The organism is Ruegeria halocynthiae (genome assembly GCF_000743705.1).
GTDB classification, from domain to species: domain Bacteria; phylum Pseudomonadota; class Alphaproteobacteria; order Rhodobacterales; family Rhodobacteraceae; genus Ruegeria; species Ruegeria halocynthiae_B.
The window spans coordinates 286,351-309,979 of record NZ_JQEZ01000005.1 but is presented as its reverse complement, the minus strand read 5'-3'; the positions used below and the strand labels follow the sequence as shown (position 1 = coordinate 309,979).

The following is a 23,629-nucleotide window of genomic DNA, read 5'->3' as shown; positions in this document are numbered from 1 at the left end:
ATCCTGGACGATTTCAGCCGCTATATCGTTGCCTGGAAGCTCTGCACAAACATGCGGGCCGAAGACGTGACTGACACAATCGAACTGGCTCTGGCGGCATCTKGATGCGACCAGGCCATCGTTCGGCACAAGCCACGCCTGCTGAGTGACAATGGGTCCTGTTACATCTCCGGCGATTTGGCCGAATGGCTGGAAGACCAAAAGATGGGCCATGTTCGCGGCGCTCCGTTCCACCCGCAAACCCAGGGCAAGATCGAGCGTTGGCATCAAACCATGAAGAACCGGGTTCTGCTGGAAAACTACTACCTGCCCGGCGATCTGGAACGTCAGATCGAGGCTTTCGTCGATTACTACAATAACGAGCGATACCACGAGAGCCTGAACAACGTCACACCGGCAGACGTCTACTTCGGGCGTGACAAAGCCATCATCAGAGAAAGGGCAAAGATCAAGAAGCTGACAATCCAACAGCGCCGCTTGCAACATCAAAAACAAGCCGCATAATCAATCACGTTAACGAACCAGAGCCTCCAATAATCAAGCCGCTCTGATGTCCCATTTTATATGACGACGGACAATCTTGGGTTCTCCGACGCCGACATGGAGCTGATCGAAGAGGAAGCGCTTGGCTTCTTTGGCGAATGAGCCCTTAGCCGCCTTCGACCATGCTTCGGTCTTTTGCAAATGCAGCAAGTCGTGAACCGCGCTAAGCAGACCTTCAACCCGGCTTTGTAAAAGGCGGCATCGCGGACGAAACCGACCTTCGCTACAAGCAGAACAAAGGCCCAAACTCAACAAAAGCGACCTTTGGCTCAGCAAACCTATAGGCGCCCAACCTGACAACAGCCATGGCGGCCAGCACTTGCTAAGGATGCGGTCGGGGCAGATCAAAACGCTTGATCAGATAAGCGAGAACGTCCTCCACATCTTCGATCCGACGTACTGCGGAAATTCCGGATCGGCTGATCCCGATAGAACAATCGTCATCCCCAGCGGCAAAAACGAGCTGTGGGCAAGATTGGTTGTCACCAACATACATTTCCATGCCGCCTCTGGGTCTATCAAAATCGACGTAACGAACGTCAAGGTTTTGGCGGACGTGCGGGAAAACAGCCAACAGCCCTTCAACGATCAAGCATTGACGGCAATAGAACGGCGTGTCTCCGATTTGGGTGTCAACAAAATCAGATCTGAGCAGGTAGAGGATGGTTTTCGTCATCATGTATTCATTTCAAGTTTGCGCAGCTCAGCATTTTGGTAGCCTGAGCTATCCGGGGGAATTTCAGAGTTCAGCGCGACCGCCATCAATGACCATCTCTGTACCCAGCATGTAACTGGACGCATCGCTTGCCAGAAACAGCACAGCGGAAGCTATGTCTTCTGGCTTTCCCATACGACCCACAGGCACCTGTTGTCCAACACGCTCGACATATGCATGAAAATGTTCGTCGGTTTCATCTGGACCGCGATGGATTGGTGTTTCGATGGTGCCTGGACTCACACAGTTCACACGGATGCGCTGATCCACAAGTTCAGCTGACATAACGCGGGCAAACGAACGCACAGCAGCCTTGGATGCCGATAGCAACGTCTTTTTTGGTGTTCCGATCTGATTCAGCCACGACGTATTCAAGATGATGGAAGCCCCTTCCTGCATCAGTGGAAGTACAGATTGAACCGAAAAGAACGTGCCTTTCACGTTCACATCCATCATCCGATGATACATCGCTTCATCGGTCTTCCCGAGTGGCGTATTGAAGGCGACACCTGCGTTGGCAAAAAGAATATCCAGCTTGCCGAAGGCCTGCTGCAACTCAGATCGCGTTCGGTCTAGATCATCCAGATTGCTGACATCTGCCTGGATTGCGATGCTGTCATCGCCGAGTTTTTCATGCGCCAACTTGAGTTTGTCCGCATTTGTTCCGGTGATTGCAACGCGGGCGCCATTGTCCTTCAACATTTTGGCTGATGCCAAGCCAATGCCGCTGGATCCGCCCGTTACAAGAGCTGTTTTTCCTTCAAGCACGAAGGTGCCTCCCCAGTTGTTTGAGTATGTAGAAGTGTCCGAGACGACGGCGATCCGTCCTGTTTTGAAACCAGGATCAGTGCTGGCTTTCCTCTTTCTCCCATTTGCTGCTGAAGTAATCCTGCGCGGGCATCTTGACCTTCGGAAGCGTGCTTTGGCTCACTTCTCCGTCTTCTGGCAGGAAACCATTCATGTGGAGAATATACGCAGTGACCGCATAGATTTCTGCCGTGCTCAGCTCTTTGGGATTGAAGGGTGGCATTGCAGTGCGGACATATTCAAAGATGCTCGTTGCATAGGGCCAGGAATAGCCCGTTGACCAGTGAAAGCCGTGATCGGGTTTGCCATTGCCGGCAAGGATTGGGATATACATGCTCATATCACCTTCCCCGTTTTCACCATGGCAAACTGAGCATTGGTCCTCGTACACGACCTTGCCCTGCCGCACAGTACCGCCGCCCGGCGGCAGCCCTTCGCCGTCCGGGTAAACCGTTGTGCTGAGACCTGCCAGCTCTTCTGTCGGGATGGTTTGACCAAGTGCGGGTGTATCTTCAGCGGTGGCCCCACTTGCCGCGAGAAGTCCAAGAGCGATCAAGTGTAGCATTTGTTTTTTAGAAGACATTTGAGATGGCTCCCTGTGCGTCGATGAACCAGGTCTGGATTGCGTTGTAGTGGTTGCGACTTCCCTCAAAGTACCTGCTTTTCCAAGTTTCATGGGTCGGCTGGACGTTATCCCATTCGTCGAATGCACGACTTTGCAGGCGCACTGGATTTCCATCCCAACGCCAGGGCAGAGTGAAACGTGTCAAGGATTTGCTCAGCACGGGCCCCTCGATGTCAGCAGGTATCCAGTTCTTGCCGCCATCATCAGACACTTCGATCCTGGAAATTTTCCCGAACCCGGACCACGCCAATCCGTTAACCTGGTAATACCCTTTCTCAGGCAGGACCTGCCCTGCCGAGGGATGGGTGATCACCGACTTGACGCCCATATACATGCTGAAGCCTTCAATTGAGCCATCGGCAAGGGTTTCAGAATAGTGGCGGCTTTCTTCGCGGGTGTAGGCCGGGCGGTCGGTGACTTCGAGACGTCTGAGCCACTTGATGCTGGTATTGCCTTCCCACCCGGGAAGGAACAGACGCATGGGATACCCTTGCGCGGGTCGCAATCGTTCACCGTTTTGGTAAAGCGCGATGATCGCATCATCCATCAGCTTTTGCAGAGGAATGCTACGTGCAAGTGAACCCGCGTCCGCACCTTCGGCAATCACCCACTTGGCCTTGGGATTTAGACCTGCTTCTTGCAAAAGCAGTTTGACCGGGACACCAATCCATTCGGACCCGGACACCAACCCGTGAAGGTATTGCAGGGGCATCGGTTGCGCCTCAGGATAATAGCCCTGTGGCGCGCTATTTCCCCCGCACTCCAGAAAATTTATGCCACCTGACAATGGGTATCGCATGAGATCACGCGTTGTGAACTTCAAGGGGCGGTCAGTCATTCCATGAATGAACAACTCATGTGTTTCCGGATCGATGTCGGGAACGCCCGAGTGATGGGCACCAAAGTGAAGCCCTGAAGGTGTGATGATGCCTTTTTGATTGTGCAGAGGTGTGAAAGATGCGGTCAGCGTCGATTTTTCATTTTGCGGAAAAATCTTTCGCGCAACCTCAGCCTCATGAGGAGACGGTCTGCCGTAGGCCTCGTCCTCCACACCAGGATAGAGCATGTTATCTGGGAATTCCGGCGCAGCGGACGCGCGTGTCGCAGCAAGCGCTGCCGGAAGGGCCGCGGAACTTGCGGTCAGAAACGTGGCACCCGCCCTCAGAAAGTCACGCCTCCCCACGAAACCGGTTGTCTTTGTCATCTGAGTAACCTCCTGAATTGGTAGCTATTCAATTGTTGGAATGAGGCTGATCGGGACCCGCGCACATCACTTGATGTGCAGACCGCAAGCCGGCTCATGTGGCTTCGATCAGCAGCAGGAATTTGTTGAAGCGCCGGAACATGCTTTCTGGTCCGCCGGAACATGTCCTTTGGCGCGGTCTTCCGCAATCCGATCCAACACCGTTTTGAACTGTCTGAACGCCTTTTCGATATCTGCTCTGGGCGCTGCTATATTAACGCGAATGAACTGAGTGGCGTCCTGATCAAACCAGGTGCCTGGCGTGGCACCAAAGCCGGAGTCGCCGAGCGTGGCCTTCAGATCATCGCCTGCCAGCCCGGTCGCGGAACAATCGAGCCAAATCTGATAGGTGCCCTCGACCGGAGACATCCTGATGGCAGGCAAGTCCTCTTTCAGAAATTGATCAATCCACGCCAACGTGCCTTCCAGATAGGTGAGCAATTCATCCACCCAGGCCTCGCCATTTTCGTAAGCTGCAATGGTCGCAAAAGTCGTGAAAGCGTTCCCATGCGTGAGGTACATGGAGTCTGCCGTCTTCTTGAAACGCTCCAGAAGCACCTCGTTCCCGGTGTAGACATAACCGTTTGAGATGCTGTGCATACCAAAGGTCTTTGCCGGCGAGCCGATCACCGATACGTGGTTTTCGTGATCCACGGCCATCATGCTGGTGAAGCGATGACCCGCATAGATGATGTCGGAATGGATCTCATCGCTGATGATTGTCACGCTGTGGCGGTTGGCGACACTCACCAACTGTTCCAGCTCGTCTCTGCGCCACACGCGACCGACCGGGTTGTGCGGGTTGCACAGGATCATGGCTTTGACATCTGGTGCGCTCAGCTTCTCTTCGAGATCGGTGTAATCCATCTCGTATGAGCCATCGATGTTCCGAAGCGGGCTTTTGATGATGTTCCGGCCGGCGGTGCTGATGACCTTGCCAAACTGATGATAGGCCGGGACCTGCATCAACACACTGTCACCGAGCTCGGTCAACTCGCGGATCAGCATCGCAATGGCGGTGAGCACTCCGGGAACTTGTTCAAACTTGTCGGGGTCCAGCGAAAGGTTGTGACGGCGTTTGAACCAGTTCGAGATCGCCGCAAAAACGCCTTTTGAGTTGAACTCATAGGAAAACTGACCGCGGTTTGCCAAACGCAGAAGCTCTTCCTGGATTGGATTTGCGACGGCAAAATCCATGTCGGCAACCCACAAGGGCGTTACCTGATCGGTGCCAAATACCATATTCAGGAAATTGGGATCATGCCGGACAAAGGTGTCACCGGTTTTTGCAGGGGCTGTGTCAAACGGGCTCACGAGAGGATTCCTTTGGAGAGAGGTGTCGGGATCAGAATTCAGGGTGGATGACTGGTGCATCTGTCAGCAGCACCCGTCCGCCAGTTCAGGCACACGCTGCTGGCACCCGCCATCTTCTTTGCATTGGCCAAGAAAAGTCTGGCCCGACAGGTAAAATTCAGAAAATGCGCCCTCAAACTCCGGTGACACTGACTTTTCTGCCAAGACCGTCTGCATCAGGTGCTTCTGCCATGATTTCAGCTTTGGTCGATCACCAACGAAATCGTAGCCGGTGTTTTTCTCGATGATGTCAGCACGATGCAGCAGGACCAACCATGCAATATCCACCATGCCGATCTCGTCTCCAGCAAAGTAAGGAGTATCGCTTAGCTTAGCTTCGATCCGGTCAAAAGCGGTGTCCAGCTTCGCCGCGCGCTCAGAGAGGGTAGCTGCATCCGCGCTGCGCTGAGCACTGCATTGAACCAGATAGTTCTTGGTCGCCAGATAGCTCCAGGCACGGTTCGTTGCCTTTTCTTCCGGCGACAAGTCGGCTTGCAGAGGTGGATATGCCTCTTCGAGATACTCAACGATAGCATCGCTTTCAAAAAGCGCCTGCCCACCATCAGTAATGAGGACTGGCACCTGACCATTGGGCGAGATGTCGAGAAACCATTGGGGCTTGTCTTGCAAGCTGATGAACTCGATCTCGTAGGACAGGTTCTTTGCTTCGAGCAATGCGGCGACGCGCTGGACGAATGGGCATATGGTGAGGCTGACAATTTTCATGGCATGTCCAATTTGGTGAGGCAGAGGGCTGTCGGGTTGTTTGTGATGAGTCGAAGGTGTTATATGGATAACTATTCAACATTTCAAGAGAGGTTGAAATATGGATGAGAAAGACGCGATTGCCATGCTTGGTGCCCTGTCTCAGGAAATGCGATTGCGCATCATTCGATTTCTGATCGGGCGCGGCGACGATGGCGCTTCGGCTGGCGAGATTGCAGAGGCGATGGATGCAATATCTTCGAAAGCATCTTTTCATCTATCGGCGTTGGAGCGCGCTGGCCTGATAACCTCGGAACGCCAATCCCGGAAGATCATCTATCGGGTGAGCTTTCTTGGGCTGGGTGGGCTTCTCTCATTCATTCTAAATGATTGTTGCAGTAATCACCCCGACATTCGGGAACATTGCGGCCTGCCGAACTTTGAGTGCTGATCCTCGTTGTTGGGCCGCAACCACACGCTTAGAGCAGCTGCCGTAACACGGGGTTGTTTCTACGGCAGCTGTAGTTTTTTCGCGGACTCGATAGCAACAGGATCAGCCTATTTCACCTTGCCGGGCAGGCTCAGATTCCCAGATGCGATGTCAAACACATCGGTTACGCAGAGCAGCGGTGCGTGGACATTGACGTTGACGCGCAGAGCGGACGTAACACCGTCATAGGCAACATCAGCAAGCTCGACATCGTTGGCGAAACCCGCGTTCACCTTTATTTCCGGGCCGTCGAACAGCGGTGTGAAGCCTGGGCTGTCGAGAAAGATCGGAAACCCTGGCCAGGTTGCGGGTAGTTTTGGGTTAGTGCCCTCGGGTATGTCGCGAACCGCAAGCGCGCCGGGCCCACATTCCTCGGTTGGTGTAAGGACAACCCAGTGACTGTGCCACTCAATACCGTCATTCGCGGGATCGCCATCCCCGTTTTCGTCGTAAAGTGGCGTATCATCGAAGTCCGGGTGGCTCGTCGCAGCCATGGCCAGAATGCCCGTTCCGCCTTCAAAACCGACCGCAGACGGATCGAGTGAGGTTGGCCAGACGTAGGACCACACGTCTGAGCCGCCAACAGATCCGGTCGAGGCAGGCGTAGAAGCTCCGGCTACGCCGTTTGTTGTCATGTGGAAGGTTACAACATTGCCGTTCCGGTGGGCGTGGGCGGCCAATATGTCAAAGTCAGCCACCTTGGTTTCATCGGCGGGTGAGGTGACAGCATCGTGCATGTCTACCGCGTGGTCACCATCAGCAAGGGCTCCGTTTGCAATCAGTACGACCGCGGCCGTGATTTTGGGCAGGGACAGTTTCATGTGATTTCTCCTGAATTTCATTAATAGCGACTCGATACTATTTTCCGAAACTGATTGCAAGGGTGATATCGACTCGCTATGAGTTATGGATGGATACCAGTCACCGCATTCGCGCGCTTATCAACCGGATCGCCAGACTTGATGCCGCTCACAGTTGGGGCGGTGATCTGAACCCTGCGCAACGGGGTGCCTTAGAGTATTTGGTTCAGGCCAATAGGTATTCCCGGGCCCCATCCCATGTGGCTGAGTATCTCGGAACGACCCGGGGCACGATGTCTCAGACTCTGAAAGTGCTTTCCCGCAAGGGATACATTGCTGAAGAGACTTCGAAGTCTGACAAGCGGTCGATCTCGTATACGCCGACTGAGGCAGGGCGCGAGGTTTTGACGGCTTCAAACCCCATAGCTGTCGCGTTCGAGTCGCTTAACCTTGATGAACAGGCCGAGCTGGAAAACGCTTTGAGGCGCGGCTTGCAACTGGCCCTGAAGGCTAACGGCGGTCAGTCCTTTGGCCTGTGCAAGACGTGCGAGCACTATGACCCGCAAGAGGTGAATGGTTTTTGCAAACTCCTGTCGGTTTCGCTGTCAGTGGGCGAAAACAACAAGATCTGCGTTGAACACAAAGAGGTGGCGAATGGCGCATCCTGACTTGACTGCCCGAGTAAATGGCCTGTTCCTCGGCGCGGCTAAAGATCGGTGGGAAGGTAAGCCGCCATCAGCCATTCAAAAAGATCGGGTCAGCGGTCCACAGGATATTTCGTTTAACGGGTTTTCCGGGGACGAACAGGCAGACCTGACGGTGCATGGTGGCGCCGAAAAGGCCATTCATCACTATGCCTTTGATCACTACAGCGCATGGCAGTCAGAAGGGCATTTGGCACCGAATACAAACCCTGCTGCCTTTGGGGAAAACATCTCCACCCGAGGATTGACCGAGGACAACCTCTGCATCGGTGATATCCTGACACTTGGCACTGCCACGGTTCAGATCAGCCAGGGCCGCCAGCCTTGTTGGAAACTTGGTCTGCATACGGGCAATAAAAAGATGCCTTATCTGTTTCAGAAAACGGGCCGGACGGGTTGGTATTACAGAGTATTGGAACCTGGATCTGTAGCGCCCGGAGACGTGATAGCGCTTGTTGAACGGCGTCACCAAGACTGGAGCGTCAAGCGCGTCACACAGGCTCGGTTGACCCGGCGCGTAAGCCCGCATGAGGCCGAAATACTCGCCAATATCGAGGATCTTGCACCGGGCTGGCGTGCGGCATTCGCGCGTATGGCAGATGGGATCGCGCATGAAGATACCACCGCCAGGTTGGGCGCTTAGACAGGTCCATTGGACTTTGTATGCATCTAAACTCCGTATTTGTTCGGCCCGCGATCAGACTGCGAAGCTTGCCAAAACCACTGACCTGTTGCTGCTACAGTCCGACAGTTGAGACACAACGCAAAAGTTGATTCTTTCGGGCTCTCTCCCACCTTTCTCTGCGGCTCGCGCCGACTGGCGGTCAGAGCCCCTGACCGGACATAGCCGAGTGATCTGGTTGCTGCCGCTGCATTAGGCCGCTTTCAGCACTTTGCCGACGTTGGCCGCCTAGATGCCAGTCAAATGTCAGAGTGAATTGATCGAATGTCGGCTCCGAGCCCAAAGCGGTCACGAGCTATTGCTTGGCTTTGTTCGCGAGCATACATTGAATTTCTCACCTGACAACAAGAGTGATCTGCCTTATCCCTGCACTCAAAGGAAGTGAACACGTTGAAAAACCTTATAGTTTCTCTGGTATTGGTAAGCTTGTTATTTGGTCCCAAAAGTGCTGGCGCGCAAGACATTGATATTTTGTCCTCTATGTTTAACTGCCTTCACGAAGCGCCCTTAACAAAAAATAAGAAAGTCGATGAGCAGGCGGTTTTGGAATGCACGAAAGAAGTTCTTTCAGAATGCTATCTATTGGACATAAGAGTCACGGATGGAATTGTGGAACATACTGGGGAAGAATGTCTTTCCGCATTTTCGGAACAAACTAGGTCCAAGATGACCGGTTTTTTGCACAGCAACTATCCCGACGTAAAAACAACCGGTCATCACCTCAGAAAACTGGCAATTGAATATGCAAATAAGCGCGCAAAGCTTGGGTGCGAGTTTCTTCGCGATTTTAGTGAAATACCATATCAACCGTGGTTACGAGACCTTGAACAAAAAGAATTGGACGATCTAAATCGATTAGAAGCTTCTTGCTTGTTCCAACATCTGGTTACCAGCTATTGGAAAGTTGTTGTCCATGACCAGATGAAATAACATCCCCGGACTTAGTTCAGGTACATAGTATGGCCGCTTTGTCCGCGTTACTGACCTTGATGCCGTCTGAACCGACCCGATGACCCACTGAAACCGTCAGATGACCGGTCTGAGCCCAACGCGGCTATCGCGATTTTGTGCTGCGTGCGCTCGCAGCGTGGAAATCTCTGCAGGTGCTCAAATTGCTGTGCCGCATCGCGGCTACAAACTCGGTCATTCGTGGGCGTCGCAGCGAGGATCGTCAGGGTCGTTCGTAGCCCCGTAACCAATGGCGCTACCAGCTGCGCCACCTGCTGCGGCACCTACCTGTCCATTTTTTACAAAGCCAAGTACGCGAGCGCCATATCCAATTGCTCCACCGATAGGTAAGCCTAGCAGTATTCCCATCATGCCTTGACCAGTGCTGCAAATCGCATCACCTACTACTTCCTCTCTAGCTCCCAGTGCCATATCAATAAGTTTTTGACCCTCTTCCGCAGATATAGGGGGAACAAATGAATCGTTGGTTTCCGGATTGGCCATTTATTGCATCCTGTAGACTAGTTCGAATGTCGAGTTGATTAGGTTTTAACTACCAATTTCCAAGCTTCGAGAGCTCAGTGAAATAAAGCTCCAGTTTTTCAGCAAAGTAGTCATTTTCCTGAGTAGCCCTCTTTTTGTCGAGGGTTACCCCATTTCGTAAGATTTCTTCCGAAGCTGCGAGGCGTGCTGCGACGCCGAATTTCTTTTCGAACACATTATATTCGCGTGTTGCGGCTTCAACTTGACCGGCCCGCGCTAAGGCTTGGCTTCTGTAAAAAATCTGAATGTCTCTACCAAATTCTCCGTCGAGCCCGAAGGACCGAAAGAAACGTGCAGCGGCAGGGGCGTTTTGGCGGTTTTTCTCGTCCAACTTTTCCGCGTATATTTCAATGAGTTTTCGCGCTTTTAGAGGTTCTCTTGCCTTAAAGTAGACCATCGCCGGAAAAATATATTTGCTCACCAGACTGGGTAGAAGCTCATCGTGCTTATAAAACGCTTCCAACGCTTCGGCATACTCGTCTGTGTAATTGTAGAGTAAGAAGCCAAGCGTCCCCTGGAACCCGGCATTTTCTGGCCATTTCACAACGAACCGACGCAAATTCTCAATCGCTTCATCGTAACGTTCTTGGACAAATAGAACATTAGCGATATCGCCTGCGGCTTCCTCATATGTAGGATCCAGTTCCAAGGCTCTGGTATAATCTGCAAGCGCCAAATCCATCTTCCCATTATTGTAATAAATTGTGGCCCTGCGTTTAAACGTAGTAGCTTTCTGCGGATCAACTGAAATGGCGCGCGAAAAATCCTCAATTGCTTCGCTAAAGCGGCCAGCGTCGCTTCTCAGATAGCCTCTCGAGATCAATGCATTCAGGTGATTTGGATCGAAGTTTAGAACTTCGGTTACGTCAGCGTTTGCTTTCTGAACTTCCCCCAAATTTCTATAGGCATGACCTCGCCAAAGCAGGAAATTCGTTCGATCTGCAACTGAAGCTTCACCCTTTGATAGAAGAGCAGTACACGCTTCCACTGTTCTAATCGGTGGTATCGCGTACGTTTCGCAGTCCGCGCGCAACGTTGCTTCATCAATTTCGAAAGGCCGCAATGCATACCATGAAGCTACAAAAATTACTGCCGCGATAGGAACTCCAAGAGCGGCAAGTGTCGATACACGCATATTAATATTTCTGGACAAGTCAACTCTACCTTTGGTAGCGCAGGTGATATTGAGATGGCAACCAAAATCATCACGCAAATCGGTTGATGTCAGCGTTGACTGTTAATGTTCGGTGAGAAGTGCCAAGGTAGGAGACGATAATACAAGTGGCTTTCCTGAGTTTTGGCGCAGCGAATGGGTCGTTTGAAATTCGCATGGGCTACCCCATTTGAAGGACCGGTTCGATGATGCGTGCCGCAAGGCAGAATGGCCTCTGCCGTGCATACCAAAGCTTTCTGCGTAAGCATTATCCGAAGCTGCACAAGTCCGGTTTGTCCGCGTCTCGCTTGCCCAACCTGCTCGCAGCGAAAGTGCGGTCTTGGTTTAGGCGAAATCGACGTCTGCGAACGACCGGATTGGCGGCTTGCGCCGCGCCGCAACCACAGACGTGCTGCAGATGCGAACCGATGCTGCGTCAGCGAAGCAAGAAAAGTGAATGTCGGCAAAGTCCGCATAGCCGCTGTCCAAGGCCCCAAATCACTGCATCTTTGATTTAAAGTCCGCTTCCAGTGCATTGCCGCCGTCGCTGAGGCCCAGTCCTGCATTAGCAGCGAAGGTCTGCTTGGTGGCCGACCTGCTCAATTCCCGCTTGAGTTTGTCCGGGAGATTGCACATCCGTGTCCAAGAGCTGCCGCCGCGCGATACCATTGTGATCCAATAGGCACACTTCAATCTTTGTCACAGTGCTTCCGTATTGCTTCCGGCAAGCCGAACGTCCCGAAGCGCGCTCTACAAGACTCAGTGTAAATATTTGTTATTATTGAAAAAAGTGGTGAGCCGTGCAGGATTCGAACCTGCGACCCACTGATTAAAAGTTAGTTCAAACGGCTTTTCCACGGTTTTCCATGTTGCGCCATACTGGTGCATAACCATTTGAAATACCTTTGTTTTTATTGAGATTCACCCGCACTCTCCTCATACTGTTTGTCACAAAGTGCTATGCCTGGTGGTTGCTAGGTGGTTGCTGTGGCTGTTTTGAGGAACCAAAGCTAATGAAATTGACTAAACGACAAATCGACAACGCCACATGCCGCGAAGATAAGCCCCTTTATCTTTGGGATGACACGCTATCTGGGTTTGGTGTCAGACTGTTGCCCTCAGGCGCAAAGCGATACGTTGTCAAATATCGTTCAGGCGGCGGCGGACGCAGCGCTAAACAACGTTCGGTGACGATTGGCACTCATGGGCAAATCCCGTTTGACCAAGCAAAGGAACATGCCCGACAGATATTAGCGGCCGTGAAACGAGGTGCTGACCCGCAAGGTGAAAGGCAAGCCATACGAGGTGCTCCAAAACTTGTTGACGCGTGGGAGAAATTCCAGCGTGAGGAACTGGCCAACAAGAAGCCCGCGACCATTCGAGATTATACCTCGTGTTGGGAGCGGCACATTGGCCCTAGGTTGGGCAGCACCAAAGCTGTAGATGTTTCGCGATCAGACGTTAGCCGCTTACATCAGTCGCTGAGTAACACACCATATTTGGCAAATCGAATGCTAGCCTTGCTGTCATCGTTGATGAACAGATGCGAAGCATGGGAGTGGCGAGAGCAAGGAACCAATCCATGCCGCTTTGTAAAGAAATTTGGAGAACAGCCACGGGAACGGTTCTTGTCCGGTCCTGAACTCGAACGGCTCGGGAAGGCGCTGCGCGATCTGGTAGACGACGGCACAATTTGGCCGGATGTAGCCAACCTAATCAGGCTCCTGTTGCTAACAGGCGCACGCAGAAACGAAGTCGCTACCTGCGAATGGGATTGGATTAATTGGGACCTAAAACTCATCTCGCTGCCCGATAGTAAAACTGGGGCGAAACCACTGTTCTTAGGGGACGACGCTATTCAGGTTCTAGAATCGCAGAAGGTGACTACGCGCGACCCAGAATCGAGCTACGTATTTCCCGGCAAGAAGCCAGACTCACCGCTGGTTAACTTGTCAAAACCTTGGAGAGTGATCTGCGAAGCGGCTGAACTGACGGACATCAGAATACACGATCTGCGCCACACAGCCGCCAGCATCGCAGTCGGGCAAGGCGTCGCCCTTCCTGTTATTGGGCGTTTGCTAGGCCATACGCAAACTCAAACGACCGCTCGCTACGCGCATGTTGACAACGACCCAGCACTGGCTGCGGCCAATGCAATTGGCAAAGTTGTTAGCGACTCCATCGTATAGACGCAGTGTTCATTGATGATAGGCATTGAGGTGGCCAGTCTCAGCGCTTGGCAAACACTTCTTAACTGCGGCTTCGGTTGGAAGTTAATGTTTGCCAAGTCTGATCTAAAAAACTCGAAGGCCACCAAGCCGCCGTTCGCTGCCCTTGCAGCACTGGGCCTCAGCGACGGCGGCAATGAATAGGAAGCGGACTTTCGATCAAAGAAACAGTGTTTTGGAGCCGTGGACAGCAGCTGTGCGGGACTTTGCCGCCGTTCGACTTAACCTTGGTCGAGCGGTAGCTATGTTGCCATTTCCCCTGCCATTTTGAGGGCATTTGAACGCCGTTCCGTCGCTACGTTGCCGACAAGCATTCTTCCTGCTAAGAAACTCAGTGTGGCCTACATTGTCTTGATTTTGTTTGCACTAGTTTGTTCCATTTTCCTTCTTTTGTTAGGCGGTTACCGCATTAGCAATGGACAAATAGTGACGACAACTCCATTTTTACTATCCTTGTTTCGCGAATCCAAGCGAGCCTACGGTGATAGGGACAAAGGTGGATTGTCGATCGAGCAAGAGGAAGAAGAGTTCAGACGCTGGTATCATGTCGCCGCTGCTGCTCCCCCTGCGATGCTCGTCGCCTCATTCATTGCGAGCACTTTCTAGGTCGTTTTCTTTGGCAGAAACCGGGTTGAACCGATCCGAACCTGCGGTCATTTAGGGCTCAAATTGACAACCTTCCAGAGGCAGGCCAGAACGCTGACGAAAGCTCAGAAAGTTTCCCGGTGAATATGCTGATCCGTCCTCTTGATATGGCGTCTGACCTGAACAGGGTTGTCGAATTCTATGTTGATGCACCCGACTACTGGGAAATTGCGGAAGGTAGTCGACCGGGCCTCGAAAAGGCTAAGGAGTTTTTCAAGGATCTCCCGCCAGACTGCGACCCTAAAGATGCCCGCCGACTGGGCCTTTTCCTGGGTGAACGATTGTCAGGAATAGCGGACTTATTCTTTGGTTTTCCTGAAGCTGGCGACGCCTACATCGGCCTCATGATGCTCGGCCCATGGGCACGGAACCAAGGTATGGGTAAGAGCTTCCTCTCCCAAGTGGAGGGTCTTGCGAGAGCAGGCGAGGCCAAGTGCCTGTATCTTGCTGTCATGACGATCAACTCAAAGGGGCGCGCTTTCTGGGAACGCGAAGGCTTTTCAGCGACTGGATTGAGTGGAATGAGCGTTGTTGGAGACAACCAACAAGAGCTGCATCGGTTAGTAAAATCTCTTTGAGCCCTAGGTCACTTTGTCCGCGCTCTACCAGTTCAATCGTGGCGCGGCTAATGTCCGGTCTGTGCGCTTCGCAACCCGCCGCGCGAGCAAAAGACTGACGCGTGACTAACGGCGGCAATGGGGCTCTTATTTCCAATTGAGACGGCGAGAGCAAGCCACTGACGCGCGAACTACGCGCCAATGCCACAACACACTTAAAACTGCTGAACGGCCACGCTCTGCGCGTTAGAGCGCCGCTCAGCACATACTCCGCATTAACAATGGGTTATCAGTTTGGCTGCCGTCTGTCGGAACGCGATATTCTGAGGGGTAGCGCTGAATATCAAAACAGTAGTTCTTGGAATTCAAGCCACGCCTCTCCGTCCCTGTACGTTTTCGAGTATTCGACCCGGCTGTTGGTGCTATTCGACCAAGTTGCGCGACCAATGCATGTGACTTCCTTTGGCGATTGAGACTCCGTCGATATGTTCACAAGGGCCTGCATCGTGACACCACTATTCTGAATAGCATGCTCTTTGGAAAGCGCGATGATCTCGTCGTGAATGCTCTCGCAATCCAGATCGCCGACTTCAAAATCCATTTGCCTCAATAGATCAGTCACCATTGCGACGGGGTTTGGTGGTTCACCTTGTGACAGCCAATTCAGTCCATAGGTCAAGACAAAGCTAGCGACAACGAAACCGACAACCACTCTCACAAACTCATGGGCAGTGCTTTTGCTGGTTGCGTCCTCATTGCCAGAGTGTTGCGGGGCACCACAGTTAGGACAGGCTGTGGCTTGATCAGAGATTTCAGTTTTGCATTCGTAGCAGGTGGTAAGGGCCATCTTGTACCGCTCGTCTTTGGTTTGTTTGAATGGTGTGATTGAAGAGGTATTCGGAAGGGAGCCAACTTAGCTGTCGAGTACGTCCCCGGCGGGCTTTTTCCGAAGCCTTCGGCTTTACCAACGAGCGCATCACTGAACGCGTATTTGGTGTTCTCGTTAGCCTTGCAGGCGATCCGCTACTTTGAGGATAGAATTGTTGCCATGCCGATCATCGGATATATGAAAAATTGTATGGAGCAGAATATTCGGAACCACCCACCGATCTTTTGACCATTGTTCTGCAATCGCATTCCACTGCGGAACATCCATTGACCAAAGTAAAAACAGACCAACATGGCGGTTGCGCCTATCAAGAGCTTCATTTCGTATCCTGTTTTAGCGGGGAGTTTTTTGGAAGGTTCGGGCACAAAAAGACCCGCAGGTTTTAGGGTCTATTGAAGGACCAGCGCTGCGCACACTTGCGAAAAATCAGGGTAGATAAGATCAGACGCGCGTTTTTGCCCGGTCTGCAAACCGAACTCGATCATCTCATCCATGCATGGAGCGATGCGTTCCGCGATCATCTGCAACTGTCCACTTTGGATCAGGTGTTGAACTTGTGCGTCGGAAGGAATCAAGGCTGTGTAATAGTTCGCGGCAGATGCGACTCTGATCTGTTGAGTTGCTTGTCGCCAATCGGCGATCTGTGCGCCAAACGATAGATAGCTTGCCAAGTTGGCTGGCAAGCCAATGCTATCCTCAGGCTCATCGGCTTCACCAAAAATGAGACCTCGCGAAGAACCGGCAATAATGAAGTCGAGGAAATGCCGTGCGTCGGCTTCTGTCTCTACCGAAACATCAGTTCCAACTTCGATCAACATAAATAGTGCAGCCAATAGAGCCCGCTCGGTTCCAGCACCCCAGAGGCCGTCAATCTGCTGCAGGTACAAGTTCTGCTGTTGAAGTTCAATTTGTGCCGCTTCACGCGAGGCATGGTCTAGGGCGCGGAATGCAGTTTCGAGGTTGTGACGCTCGGTCGCTGCCTGTGCAGAAACAACGCTGCCGCAAGCAAGCAGAAGGAATGTAAGTATAATTCTCAGCAAGTTAGCTAACCTTATTCCAAAATGGGATTATTCTAACTTGGGATTATCAGGTTGCCAACAACTGATCAATACGGCACCTGACATTGAAATCCCTCAGAACCAGAGAGCATCAAATTTTGATAACTGGCCTCAAAGAAGCCAGACTCCAAGCGGGCTTGACACAGGCTGGGCTTGCGGAACGTTTGGGCACTGTTCAGTCGTTTGTTGCTAAGTCCGAAACTGGCGAAAGACGGATGGATGTAGTTGAGTTTGCGAGATGGGCAGAGGCGACAACCGGCATCGAAGCATTCACCGAAATTCTTACCGAGATGGTAAAACCATGAGGTGTTTCCAAAGCGACCTTATTGGAGGACATGAGTAAGGTGCGCACGATTTGCCCCCAACATAAGGCCAAATCCAAAGGGTAAAATCTCTTGCTCGGCACCGATGCGGTCATTCTATGTGTCAGCCATCAACCGACAATATGCGGGACTTTGTTGCCATTTGCTGCGGCTGCACCAATGTCCGTTTTGTATCTGCTCGCCGATCCCCTCAACGTGCCCCTGCTACATCCAATGGCTGAAACCAAACGTTGTTTAAACGCCATAGTCCAAAGGCTAGAGGGATCGCGGCTAGCCCGCCGATGACATAGGCCAACGGCTCGTCGGAAAAACTCTCAAACATCTGCGTATAGCCGTGGATGGCCGCGAAGGTCATGCCCGTATTGAAAAGCCCTCTTCGGTTACTCAACGCCGTCCAGATAATTAAAATTGCCAGCAGGACAGCCCAGATGACCGCGTACACTTGCTCGCTGATGTTGAAAGCTGCCGCGCGGAAGGTATCGCGCTCGGCGAAATATGCGCTGTAATCGTCAAAATCGTCCCGCGTTGGCCCCCACCAGGTTTCACCCAAGACGTCCCCCCAGATGCTGCCGACAAGGAAACATAGGTTCGCCACTACAAATGCCATGATCATCAGGATGCCAGCCTGTCGAGAGATGCGACCTCCCCATCGGTTTGCCGCCCACAGACAGGCACCAATTAGCAGCGACATCTGCAAAATACTGAGTGTCGGTTCTGGCGAGTAGAACACATAGGCCGCCGAGAAATAATAAGTTCCTGTGTCCAGCATCTGCGCGAAGGGCGCAATCGCCAACGCCGTGATCAACCGGGTATCAAGAAACACGCCGAGTGCCACGATAAATGCAAACACGTAGAAATGTACGAAAGGCATGGGCCAACCGCTAATACCAGCGTGGTTGAAAGAAAAATAGATACCGACGATATGCAGCGCTCCACCCATCAAGAGCACAGCCCCGTATGCAAAGCGCAACTGCGAAGGAACAGCCCTGAAACGCCATGTACAAAGGCCGAAAATTACAGCCCCAATGACAATCATCAACCACCCAGCGGCATCAGGTATCTTGTCCGCCAGTTCAATGCCAGTTCCGCTAATCAACATGCCCGCCCCAATCAAAGAGCTGGCATTGCCAAACATTCGATAGAGCGAGGCCGCATGCCGCAAAATCAGTAGGCCGACGGCTAGAAACAGCCCACCACAAATTGCTACACTGAGCGCTGAAGCAAGATAAAAAACGAGTCCCAGCGTCGCAGCAATAATGCCTGCGATCAACAAGGCGTTGACGCAAAGAGCAACCATCGCAGTTCGCGCACGCGATTTTATTTCATCGGCTTGGCCTTCTGAAATCACACCATCCGCGATCAAGCTTTCGGTCTCGGCAACGTAGTACATCCAACACTCCCGCGGTTGCGTCCTGATGAATAACTCATTCAAAAAAAATGGCCAATAATTCGTTTAGATCAAAGTTCGCTCAGCGCTGAATTTAGTTGATTGTCTTGGTGGCCTTCCGGTACCGGACATTCGCTGCTGCGCAGAAAATTAGTAAAGTGGGCTCACACCGGTCATCCGACGCTTTCTGTCGGGCTTGCGACTTGTCCTGACATGACCAACGGCGGTTGTGCGGACAAGCGACTGATCCATAATTAGGATGCTTTGAGTAGCTCCGCCTCTTGATCTCTTGTCATTCCGCACTTTAGCGGCACATCTTGCCTTGCTCGATCCCACTTTAGCAATGGCGTTATTGTCTCACGCAACGGTCGGCAGGTTAGACCTGCCAATTTTGCCTTTTCAGTCCCAATGGAGAGAAAATAACGGAACTCGGGTAACGAAGGCGCCATTAGCGGAATGTCTGACCACGGCGCAACACCTGCCGCCACAATAGAACTTTCCTCGACCCACACAAATTCTGCTTCGGAATTGCTCACCTCTGCAATCTGTGAAAGCACCTCCCCCATCGGAATGGGCTCGCCGGTCACATTCCAAATTCCAGACAGTGCATCGTTCCCGCATTGTACGGCAAACTGTGCAACATCTTTAACGTCTATCATTTGTACTAAACGGTCTTTGGGTGCAGGTGCTGGCACGCGCTCGCGTCCCTCGCGTGCTTGATCCAACCTGCGGACCCACCACGTCAACCGATCAGAATAGTCACCTGCACCTATCAATAGCCCAACTCGTAAAGAAGTTGCGCGCTCACCCAACATCTCATCGGCCTTGCGCTCGCAGGCACGTTTGAGCGGACCATAGGATGCCCCATAGGCAAACGCGGATGCACGATCTTTAGGGGGTAGGCCCGCAGCGATTTCAAAATCTAACGACGTAGCGTCCGGAACGGTCGCCGTTTCATTTTGACGATCTTCTTTGAACGTCCCGTAGGCAGACACAGATGAAATCAGAACATACCTTGTGATGGTATGACCTACCGCTTTCAACAGCCGTTCTACAGCTTCTGGAGTATAGGCACAGGTATCGAACACCCAATCAAATGACTGCTTTTTCAGCATTGTCAGGTCTTCATATCGGTCAGCCTGGATCACTTCGACGACTGCCGCATTTGTTGAATCTGTTATCCCACGTGAGAGGATCGAGACAGAATAGCCGCCATCCAATAAGGCATCGACAATTGCGCCACCCAGAAATCCTGTTCCACCCACAACGAGACAGCGCATGAAGTAGTCCTTTTGAACCAATTACAAGAAACCTATCAAACACCAAAAAAATGTAAAATGCGCACGCTACAGCCATTCTCTGCAGATTGCATGGACTGGTGAAAAGTGAGCCCACACCGGAAGTGTTCGATTTTCGCTGCGCGTGCTCGCAGCGTGAAAATTGCGGCACGAGCGAAAAACTCCGTGCCGGTGTGCAGCAGAATAAACGGCCGTTCGTGCCGATCGCAGCATGAAACAGGCGTCGAATTCACAGGTCGCGGACAAACCTGCCTTTTGCTCTTGAAGGTAATGCTGGCGCAGAAATTGTTCGCAAGCGCATTATGATTTTCGCTGTGTAGCAGCATGTGTCGCCAAATCAGTTATTGCAAACTACGCGGAAGCACGGATTTCAATTAGCCCTTTGCCGTGATCAAGATCAACCTCGTGGAGTGGAGATAAACCTCCATTGTCAGCGGGTTACAATAATCCCCAGTAGCGCCATTTGCTACACTCAGACCATATTTTTGCCATGAATGTTCAATCTATTGGCGAGTATTGAATTTGTTGGGAAATACTGTTGTGAATGCGATTCATTCGGAGCTGGTGCCAGCACCAGACAATTCGTCAATACTGATCTTCGAAACCGAACTGACGAGCGAAGTACGTTTTGAGCGGTATCGGCTGGATGCTCGCAGGGCATTTAAGCAGTTTCTCCTATTGGCGATAGCTGTCGGATGCCTGGCAGTAACGTTTCTTGCTGAACTACTTGGAGGCTTTGTCGCCGCCTGGAATTCTGGGCTCGATTTGAGTGTAGCTGGAGCCAAACTCTGGGCACCAATACCACTTGGTTTATTTTGTTTTTTTCTTGCGCGGTCCCATGCTTTGAGCGCCGGAAGCGTTTGGGCAGTTTGGAGGGGTCGCGCCCCTGTGGTTCTTAGTGCGGCTGAACATTCAAGTGGTAAAACGCGGTACATAGTCAAGAAAGACTACGTCGAAGCCGTTGAAATTGACCAGACAGAAGCCTGGCACTTCGCGCATGTATCCAAACCGTTACGTGTCGGACGGTTTGTGATCTGGAAAAGAGCGAACTACGGACTGTTTTTTCTTCCATTGCCGTCAGAAGAAGATGCCAGGCGACTTGTAGAGAAAGTGAAAAAGAAAAGGGCAGCGAAAAACTCGAAGGGTTTTGACCCAAGAAACGCCCCAGCAGCGGCCAATTACCAAGAAATATCCGCGACCGCAGTTTTTCATGCCTTGGAAGGACTATCCAAAAAACTGGGGACACCCTGTCCCGCCTGGCTGGACTCAGTATTCAACTATTTGGCGTATGCATGGATCTCGGGTCTCTCTATTTTTCTCTTCTTTGTTTTGTTGACCGGGAAGTCATTGGATGCGGGTTTTCCGTTGTTTAATCAAATCGGTGTCATATTGCTATTTATCGCGATGACCACAGCAGCGGTAAATGATTGGCCTTATCTGCCGAAACTGCGCCATCTTCATTACTACCGTCACGGACTTTTGCGTGGTTTCGACTGGGGCCCGACGGCAGTGAGTTGCGACAAGACAGCCGTCGAAATCTGGCGCGAAGGCAAACGATTGCGCCTCAATTGGTCAGCGGTTCGTTCTGTTCACAATGAAAATGATCTGACCATTATCGAAACGAAAGATGATCGTTTGCATGTCGTGCCGGAAATACCCGCTGCGGCAAATCTTCTTTCCGCTTACAGGGTGTCTCAGGGGCTGGGCCTATGGACAGATACTAAACGATCCGCGGCGCCGAAAATTGAGAAAAAAAGGTGGTGGCAATCCACATTCGTCAACATTGCAATTTGGGTCATCGTCTTTCTTGTCATATTGGGCTTGTTTAATTTGGCCGGCGCCAAACCTGCATCAACGGAACTGCTGCGCGATGAAAACCTACCTGAGTGGTACGAGGAAGTTTCGCAGCAGGATCGAGTAGCGGCTGTGAATACCGACGCACCCGTTAACCTACCCATTCATGACGAAAAGATTCGATTGGAAGACAACGAATACCAGAGGGTCAGGCAGAGCTTCTTTGCCGTGCATGATCGCTCAACGCTGGAACTCTATGGCGAGGTTCAGTTGATGGTGGATCCGAATTTTGAACGCGCCACTCTTCATCGATTGCAGATACACAGAGATGGCAAAGTATTAGATCAACTCGACTTGCCGTTCGAAGAACTCCGGCGCGAACCGGAGCTCAACTCAGGCGTGATGCTGGGCGACATCGAGTATTTCGGTCAAATCGTGGATCTTCGTGTTGGCGACACCGTCGAGATGATCTGGTCAACTACAGCCACCACACCCGTTTTCCCGGATCAGTTTCACTATCGTTCAGACGGGCTCAGAGACTGGGGCTGGGAACAAAGGCGCACTTCCATAGACTTGCCCACTGCAATGCGTTTTGAGCTGAACCACACAGATGAATTTGATGTGCAGCGTGAAGAGGCTGCCGGCAGAACGATCTTGAGTTGGTCCTTGGAAAAGGCTGAAGCAGATGACAGAAACACACGCTCTGCGGATGATTGGGATGTCTCCAACGATGGGTTGCAACTCTCGACCTTTCAGGATTGGTTTCAGATCATCCAGAGACTAACCAGCGACTACAAACCCAGACCGGACTTGCTGCCCGGTGACCTGATCAAACTGCTTGATGAAATGCTGGAGCAGTCCGAAGATCCGCAATGGCGCGCGACGCAAGCTTTGCGTTTGGTACAGGACCGGGTCCGGTATTTCAGCGTTTCAATTGGCGAAGGCGGCTGGATACCTCGATCCCCCAATGAGGTCTGGCTGAGCGCATATGGCGATTGCAAGGACAAGGCGCTTCTTCTGATTTCCATGCTGGCGTATTTGCAGATTGAGGCCGATGTCGTTCTCGTCGACCACGACATGGGGCCTGCTTTGCCGCGCATGTTGCCTTCTCCGTTTATCTTTGATCACGCCATTGTACGTGTCCGCGATCCGCAAGGTGACTGGTTTGTAGACGCAACCGATCTACTGCAAGGCGGCGTAGGTCGCGAGATCCCACTGAGGGATTTCGCCTGGGGCCTGCCATTGGCAGAGGACAGCACCGGACTTGTTGAAGTTGTAACGAATCTTTCTGATGAACCGACCCGAGAGGCTGTGCAGGAATATGTGTTCTTGGATGAAGGCCCGATTGCCGCCGTACTCAATGTCACAGACACATGGCAGGGTGTCGAAGCGGACAACATGCGCTGGCGCTATGACGGCGAAGACATGGAAGACCGGCGCAAACAGTATGAAAAGTGGTACGCCAAGCGGTTTCCCGGAGCCACGCACTCAGAGGCATTGATCATTGAGGACGATCTCGACGCCAATGTTTTTAGCCTCGTCCAGCGTTACACGTTGCCTCGCGACGGGTTTGAGGAAAAAGACCTTTGGAACAAACTGAACCACTCCGGCTATGCTATTTCTGGTGAGCTCTATGAGTTTGATGACGACGAGGTGCTGGAAGGGCAATCTCGCGTAAACGCTCCGATGCACAACGTCCATAGGGTCGTTATGCGCAATGTTCCCGCCCCAATCAAAAAGCCAAACGCGCTTGAGTTCGAAAATGACTTTATCCAATTCAATACCGGCGGCGAGTGGAATGAGGTAGACGCAACCTGGACATACCAGTGGAGCCTCAAAACAAAACAAACAACGCTCAAACCGGGCGATGAAGACGCCTGGAGAGAGGGTGAGGACTACGTCGACAATAACGATGGGTATTACGTCTACCTGCATCGACGGCTGTTTGAAGCCGTGGAAAACAAACCGATCTATATGGGCTTGAATGCGACGCAGTTGATGATTTTTCCGGTCTTCTTGTTGGTTGCGATGCTCATGCTGTTGTTCTTTCGGCAAGGAATACGAGCGGAGGTACTTGCTGCAAAAGCCAAACAGGAAGAGGATGAAGGTTGCGCACCCTGACGCCGCCTTAGCTAAGCG

22 protein-coding genes and 1 tRNA gene are annotated in these 23,629 nt (G+C 52.1%); 9 read left to right on the top strand and 14 right to left on the bottom strand.

Going from position 1 to position 23,629, the window contains the following annotated elements; all coding sequences use genetic code 11:
* Window positions 1–504, top strand: a 504-nt coding sequence (locus tag JT51_RS18495; protein ID WP_037316292.1) for an integrase core domain-containing protein, incomplete at its 5' end; no start/stop codon positions are given.
* A 361-nt stretch (window positions 505–865) separates the two neighbouring features.
* Here the strand turns inward: JT51_RS18495 and JT51_RS21590 are convergent.
* From JT51_RS21590 to JT51_RS18465, 6 genes are all read right to left on the bottom strand, one after another.
* Window positions 866–1,219, bottom strand: a complete 354-nt coding sequence (locus JT51_RS21590; RefSeq protein ID WP_160175199.1) for a DUF3088 family protein — start codon at window positions 1,217–1,219, stop codon at window positions 866–868.
* A 63-nt stretch (window positions 1,220–1,282) separates the two neighbouring features.
* Entirely contained in the window at window positions 1,283–2,026 is a 744-nt protein-coding gene (locus JT51_RS18485; RefSeq protein WP_037316287.1) for a glucose 1-dehydrogenase, read from the bottom strand.
* A gap of 76 nt (window positions 2,027–2,102) precedes the next feature.
* Window positions 2,103–2,648: a c-type cytochrome gene (locus tag JT51_RS18480; RefSeq protein WP_037316286.1), complete on the bottom strand. Its 546-nt coding sequence runs from the start codon at window positions 2,646–2,648 to the stop codon at window positions 2,103–2,105.
* Window positions 2,638–3,894, bottom strand: a complete 1,257-nt coding sequence (soxC, locus tag JT51_RS18475; RefSeq protein ID WP_037316285.1) for a sulfite dehydrogenase — start codon at window positions 3,892–3,894, stop codon at window positions 2,638–2,640. The genes JT51_RS18480 and soxC overlap by 11 nt, the downstream gene beginning before the upstream one ends.
* Before the next feature lie 108 nt (window positions 3,895–4,002).
* Window positions 4,003–5,130: a MalY/PatB family protein gene (locus JT51_RS18470; RefSeq protein ID WP_200876112.1), complete on the bottom strand. Its 1,128-nt coding sequence runs from the start codon at window positions 5,128–5,130 to the stop codon at window positions 4,003–4,005.
* A gap of 180 nt (window positions 5,131–5,310) precedes the next feature.
* Window positions 5,311–6,012, bottom strand: coding sequence for a glutathione S-transferase family protein (locus tag JT51_RS18465; protein ID WP_051927636.1), 702 nt, complete (start codon window positions 6,010–6,012; stop codon window positions 5,311–5,313).
* A 100-nt stretch (window positions 6,013–6,112) separates the two neighbouring features.
* Here JT51_RS18465 and JT51_RS18460 point away from each other — a divergent pair, with 100 nt between their 5' ends.
* Window positions 6,113–6,442: an ArsR/SmtB family transcription factor gene (locus tag JT51_RS18460; RefSeq protein ID WP_037316282.1), complete on the top strand. Its 330-nt coding sequence runs from the start codon at window positions 6,113–6,115 to the stop codon at window positions 6,440–6,442.
* Between the two features lie 107 nt (window positions 6,443–6,549).
* Here JT51_RS18460 and JT51_RS18455 read toward each other — a convergent pair whose 3' ends face one another.
* On the bottom strand, window positions 6,550–7,302 hold the full coding sequence (locus JT51_RS18455; RefSeq protein WP_037316277.1) for a hypothetical protein: 753 nt from the start codon (window positions 7,300–7,302) through the stop codon (window positions 6,550–6,552).
* 89 nt (window positions 7,303–7,391) lie between these two features.
* On the opposite strand from JT51_RS18455, the gene JT51_RS18450 reads away from it, so the two are divergent.
* From JT51_RS18450 to JT51_RS18440, 3 genes are all read left to right on the top strand, one after another.
* Window positions 7,392–7,949 carry a MarR family winged helix-turn-helix transcriptional regulator gene (locus JT51_RS18450; protein ID WP_037316269.1) on the top strand — a complete coding sequence of 186 codons (558 nt, stop codon included), beginning with the start codon at window positions 7,392–7,394 and terminating at the stop codon, window positions 7,947–7,949.
* The gene (locus JT51_RS18445; RefSeq protein WP_037316266.1) at window positions 7,936–8,628 is read left to right on the top strand and encodes an MOSC domain-containing protein; all 693 of its coding nucleotides are present in this window, start codon (window positions 7,936–7,938) and stop codon (window positions 8,626–8,628) included. Before JT51_RS18450 ends, JT51_RS18445 begins: the two co-directional genes overlap by 14 nt.
* A gap of 429 nt (window positions 8,629–9,057) precedes the next feature.
* Entirely contained in the window at window positions 9,058–9,597 is a 540-nt protein-coding gene (locus JT51_RS18440) for a hypothetical protein (protein WP_152563384.1), read from the top strand.
* A 213-nt stretch (window positions 9,598–9,810) separates the two neighbouring features.
* On the opposite strand, the gene JT51_RS21840 is transcribed toward JT51_RS18440, so the two are convergent.
* The 3 genes from JT51_RS21840 to JT51_RS18430 all read right to left on the bottom strand — a co-directional run bounded on the left by JT51_RS21840 (window position 9,811) and on the right by JT51_RS18430 (window position 12,162).
* Window positions 9,811–10,119, bottom strand: a complete 309-nt coding sequence (locus tag JT51_RS21840; protein ID WP_152563383.1) for a hypothetical protein — start codon at window positions 10,117–10,119, stop codon at window positions 9,811–9,813.
* A gap of 49 nt (window positions 10,120–10,168) precedes the next feature.
* Window positions 10,169–11,293: a tetratricopeptide repeat protein gene (locus JT51_RS21305; RefSeq protein ID WP_081894736.1), complete on the bottom strand. Its 1,125-nt coding sequence runs from the start codon at window positions 11,291–11,293 to the stop codon at window positions 10,169–10,171.
* Between the two features lie 809 nt (window positions 11,294–12,102).
* A tRNA-OTHER gene (locus tag JT51_RS18430) sits at window positions 12,103–12,162 on the bottom strand.
* A 162-nt stretch (window positions 12,163–12,324) separates the two neighbouring features.
* Here JT51_RS18430 and JT51_RS18425 point away from each other — a divergent pair.
* Window positions 12,325–13,500 carry a tyrosine-type recombinase/integrase gene (locus tag JT51_RS18425; protein WP_037316258.1) on the top strand — a complete coding sequence of 392 codons (1,176 nt, stop codon included), beginning with the start codon at window positions 12,325–12,327 and terminating at the stop codon, window positions 13,498–13,500.
* A 770-nt stretch (window positions 13,501–14,270) separates the two neighbouring features.
* Complete coding sequence (locus JT51_RS18415) at window positions 14,271–14,762, top strand: GNAT family N-acetyltransferase (RefSeq protein WP_037316252.1); 492 nt, start codon at window positions 14,271–14,273, stop codon at window positions 14,760–14,762.
* Between the two features lie 322 nt (window positions 14,763–15,084).
* On the opposite strand, the gene JT51_RS21835 is transcribed toward JT51_RS18415, so the two are convergent.
* Window positions 15,085–15,588, bottom strand: coding sequence for a zinc ribbon domain-containing protein (locus tag JT51_RS21835; protein ID WP_152563382.1), 504 nt, complete (start codon window positions 15,586–15,588; stop codon window positions 15,085–15,087).
* Window positions 15,589–16,019: 431 nt separating this feature from the next.
* The gene (locus tag JT51_RS18400; RefSeq protein ID WP_037316247.1) at window positions 16,020–16,670 is read right to left on the bottom strand and encodes a hypothetical protein; all 651 of its coding nucleotides are present in this window, start codon (window positions 16,668–16,670) and stop codon (window positions 16,020–16,022) included.
* A gap of 83 nt (window positions 16,671–16,753) precedes the next feature.
* Between JT51_RS18400 and JT51_RS18395 the strand changes: the two genes are divergently transcribed.
* A complete protein-coding gene (locus tag JT51_RS18395) occupies window positions 16,754–16,993 on the top strand; it encodes a helix-turn-helix domain-containing protein (RefSeq protein ID WP_037316246.1) in 240 nt (79 codons plus the stop codon).
* A gap of 208 nt (window positions 16,994–17,201) precedes the next feature.
* Here the strand turns inward: JT51_RS18395 and JT51_RS18390 are convergent, their stop codons facing one another.
* Both JT51_RS18390 and JT51_RS18385 read right to left on the bottom strand, forming a co-directional pair.
* Complete coding sequence (locus tag JT51_RS18390) at window positions 17,202–18,401, bottom strand: hypothetical protein (protein WP_037316245.1); 1,200 nt, start codon at window positions 18,399–18,401, stop codon at window positions 17,202–17,204.
* Window positions 18,402–18,652: 251 nt separating this feature from the next.
* Complete coding sequence (locus JT51_RS18385; protein WP_235216206.1) at window positions 18,653–19,699, bottom strand: NAD-dependent epimerase/dehydratase family protein; 1,047 nt, start codon at window positions 19,697–19,699, stop codon at window positions 18,653–18,655.
* A gap of 537 nt (window positions 19,700–20,236) precedes the next feature.
* Between JT51_RS18385 and JT51_RS18380 the strand changes: the two genes are divergently transcribed.
* Window positions 20,237–23,611 carry a DUF3857 domain-containing transglutaminase family protein gene (locus JT51_RS18380; protein WP_037316244.1) on the top strand — a complete coding sequence of 1,125 codons (3,375 nt, stop codon included), beginning with the start codon at window positions 20,237–20,239 and terminating at the stop codon, window positions 23,609–23,611.
* Window positions 23,612–23,629 lie beyond the last annotated feature (18 nt).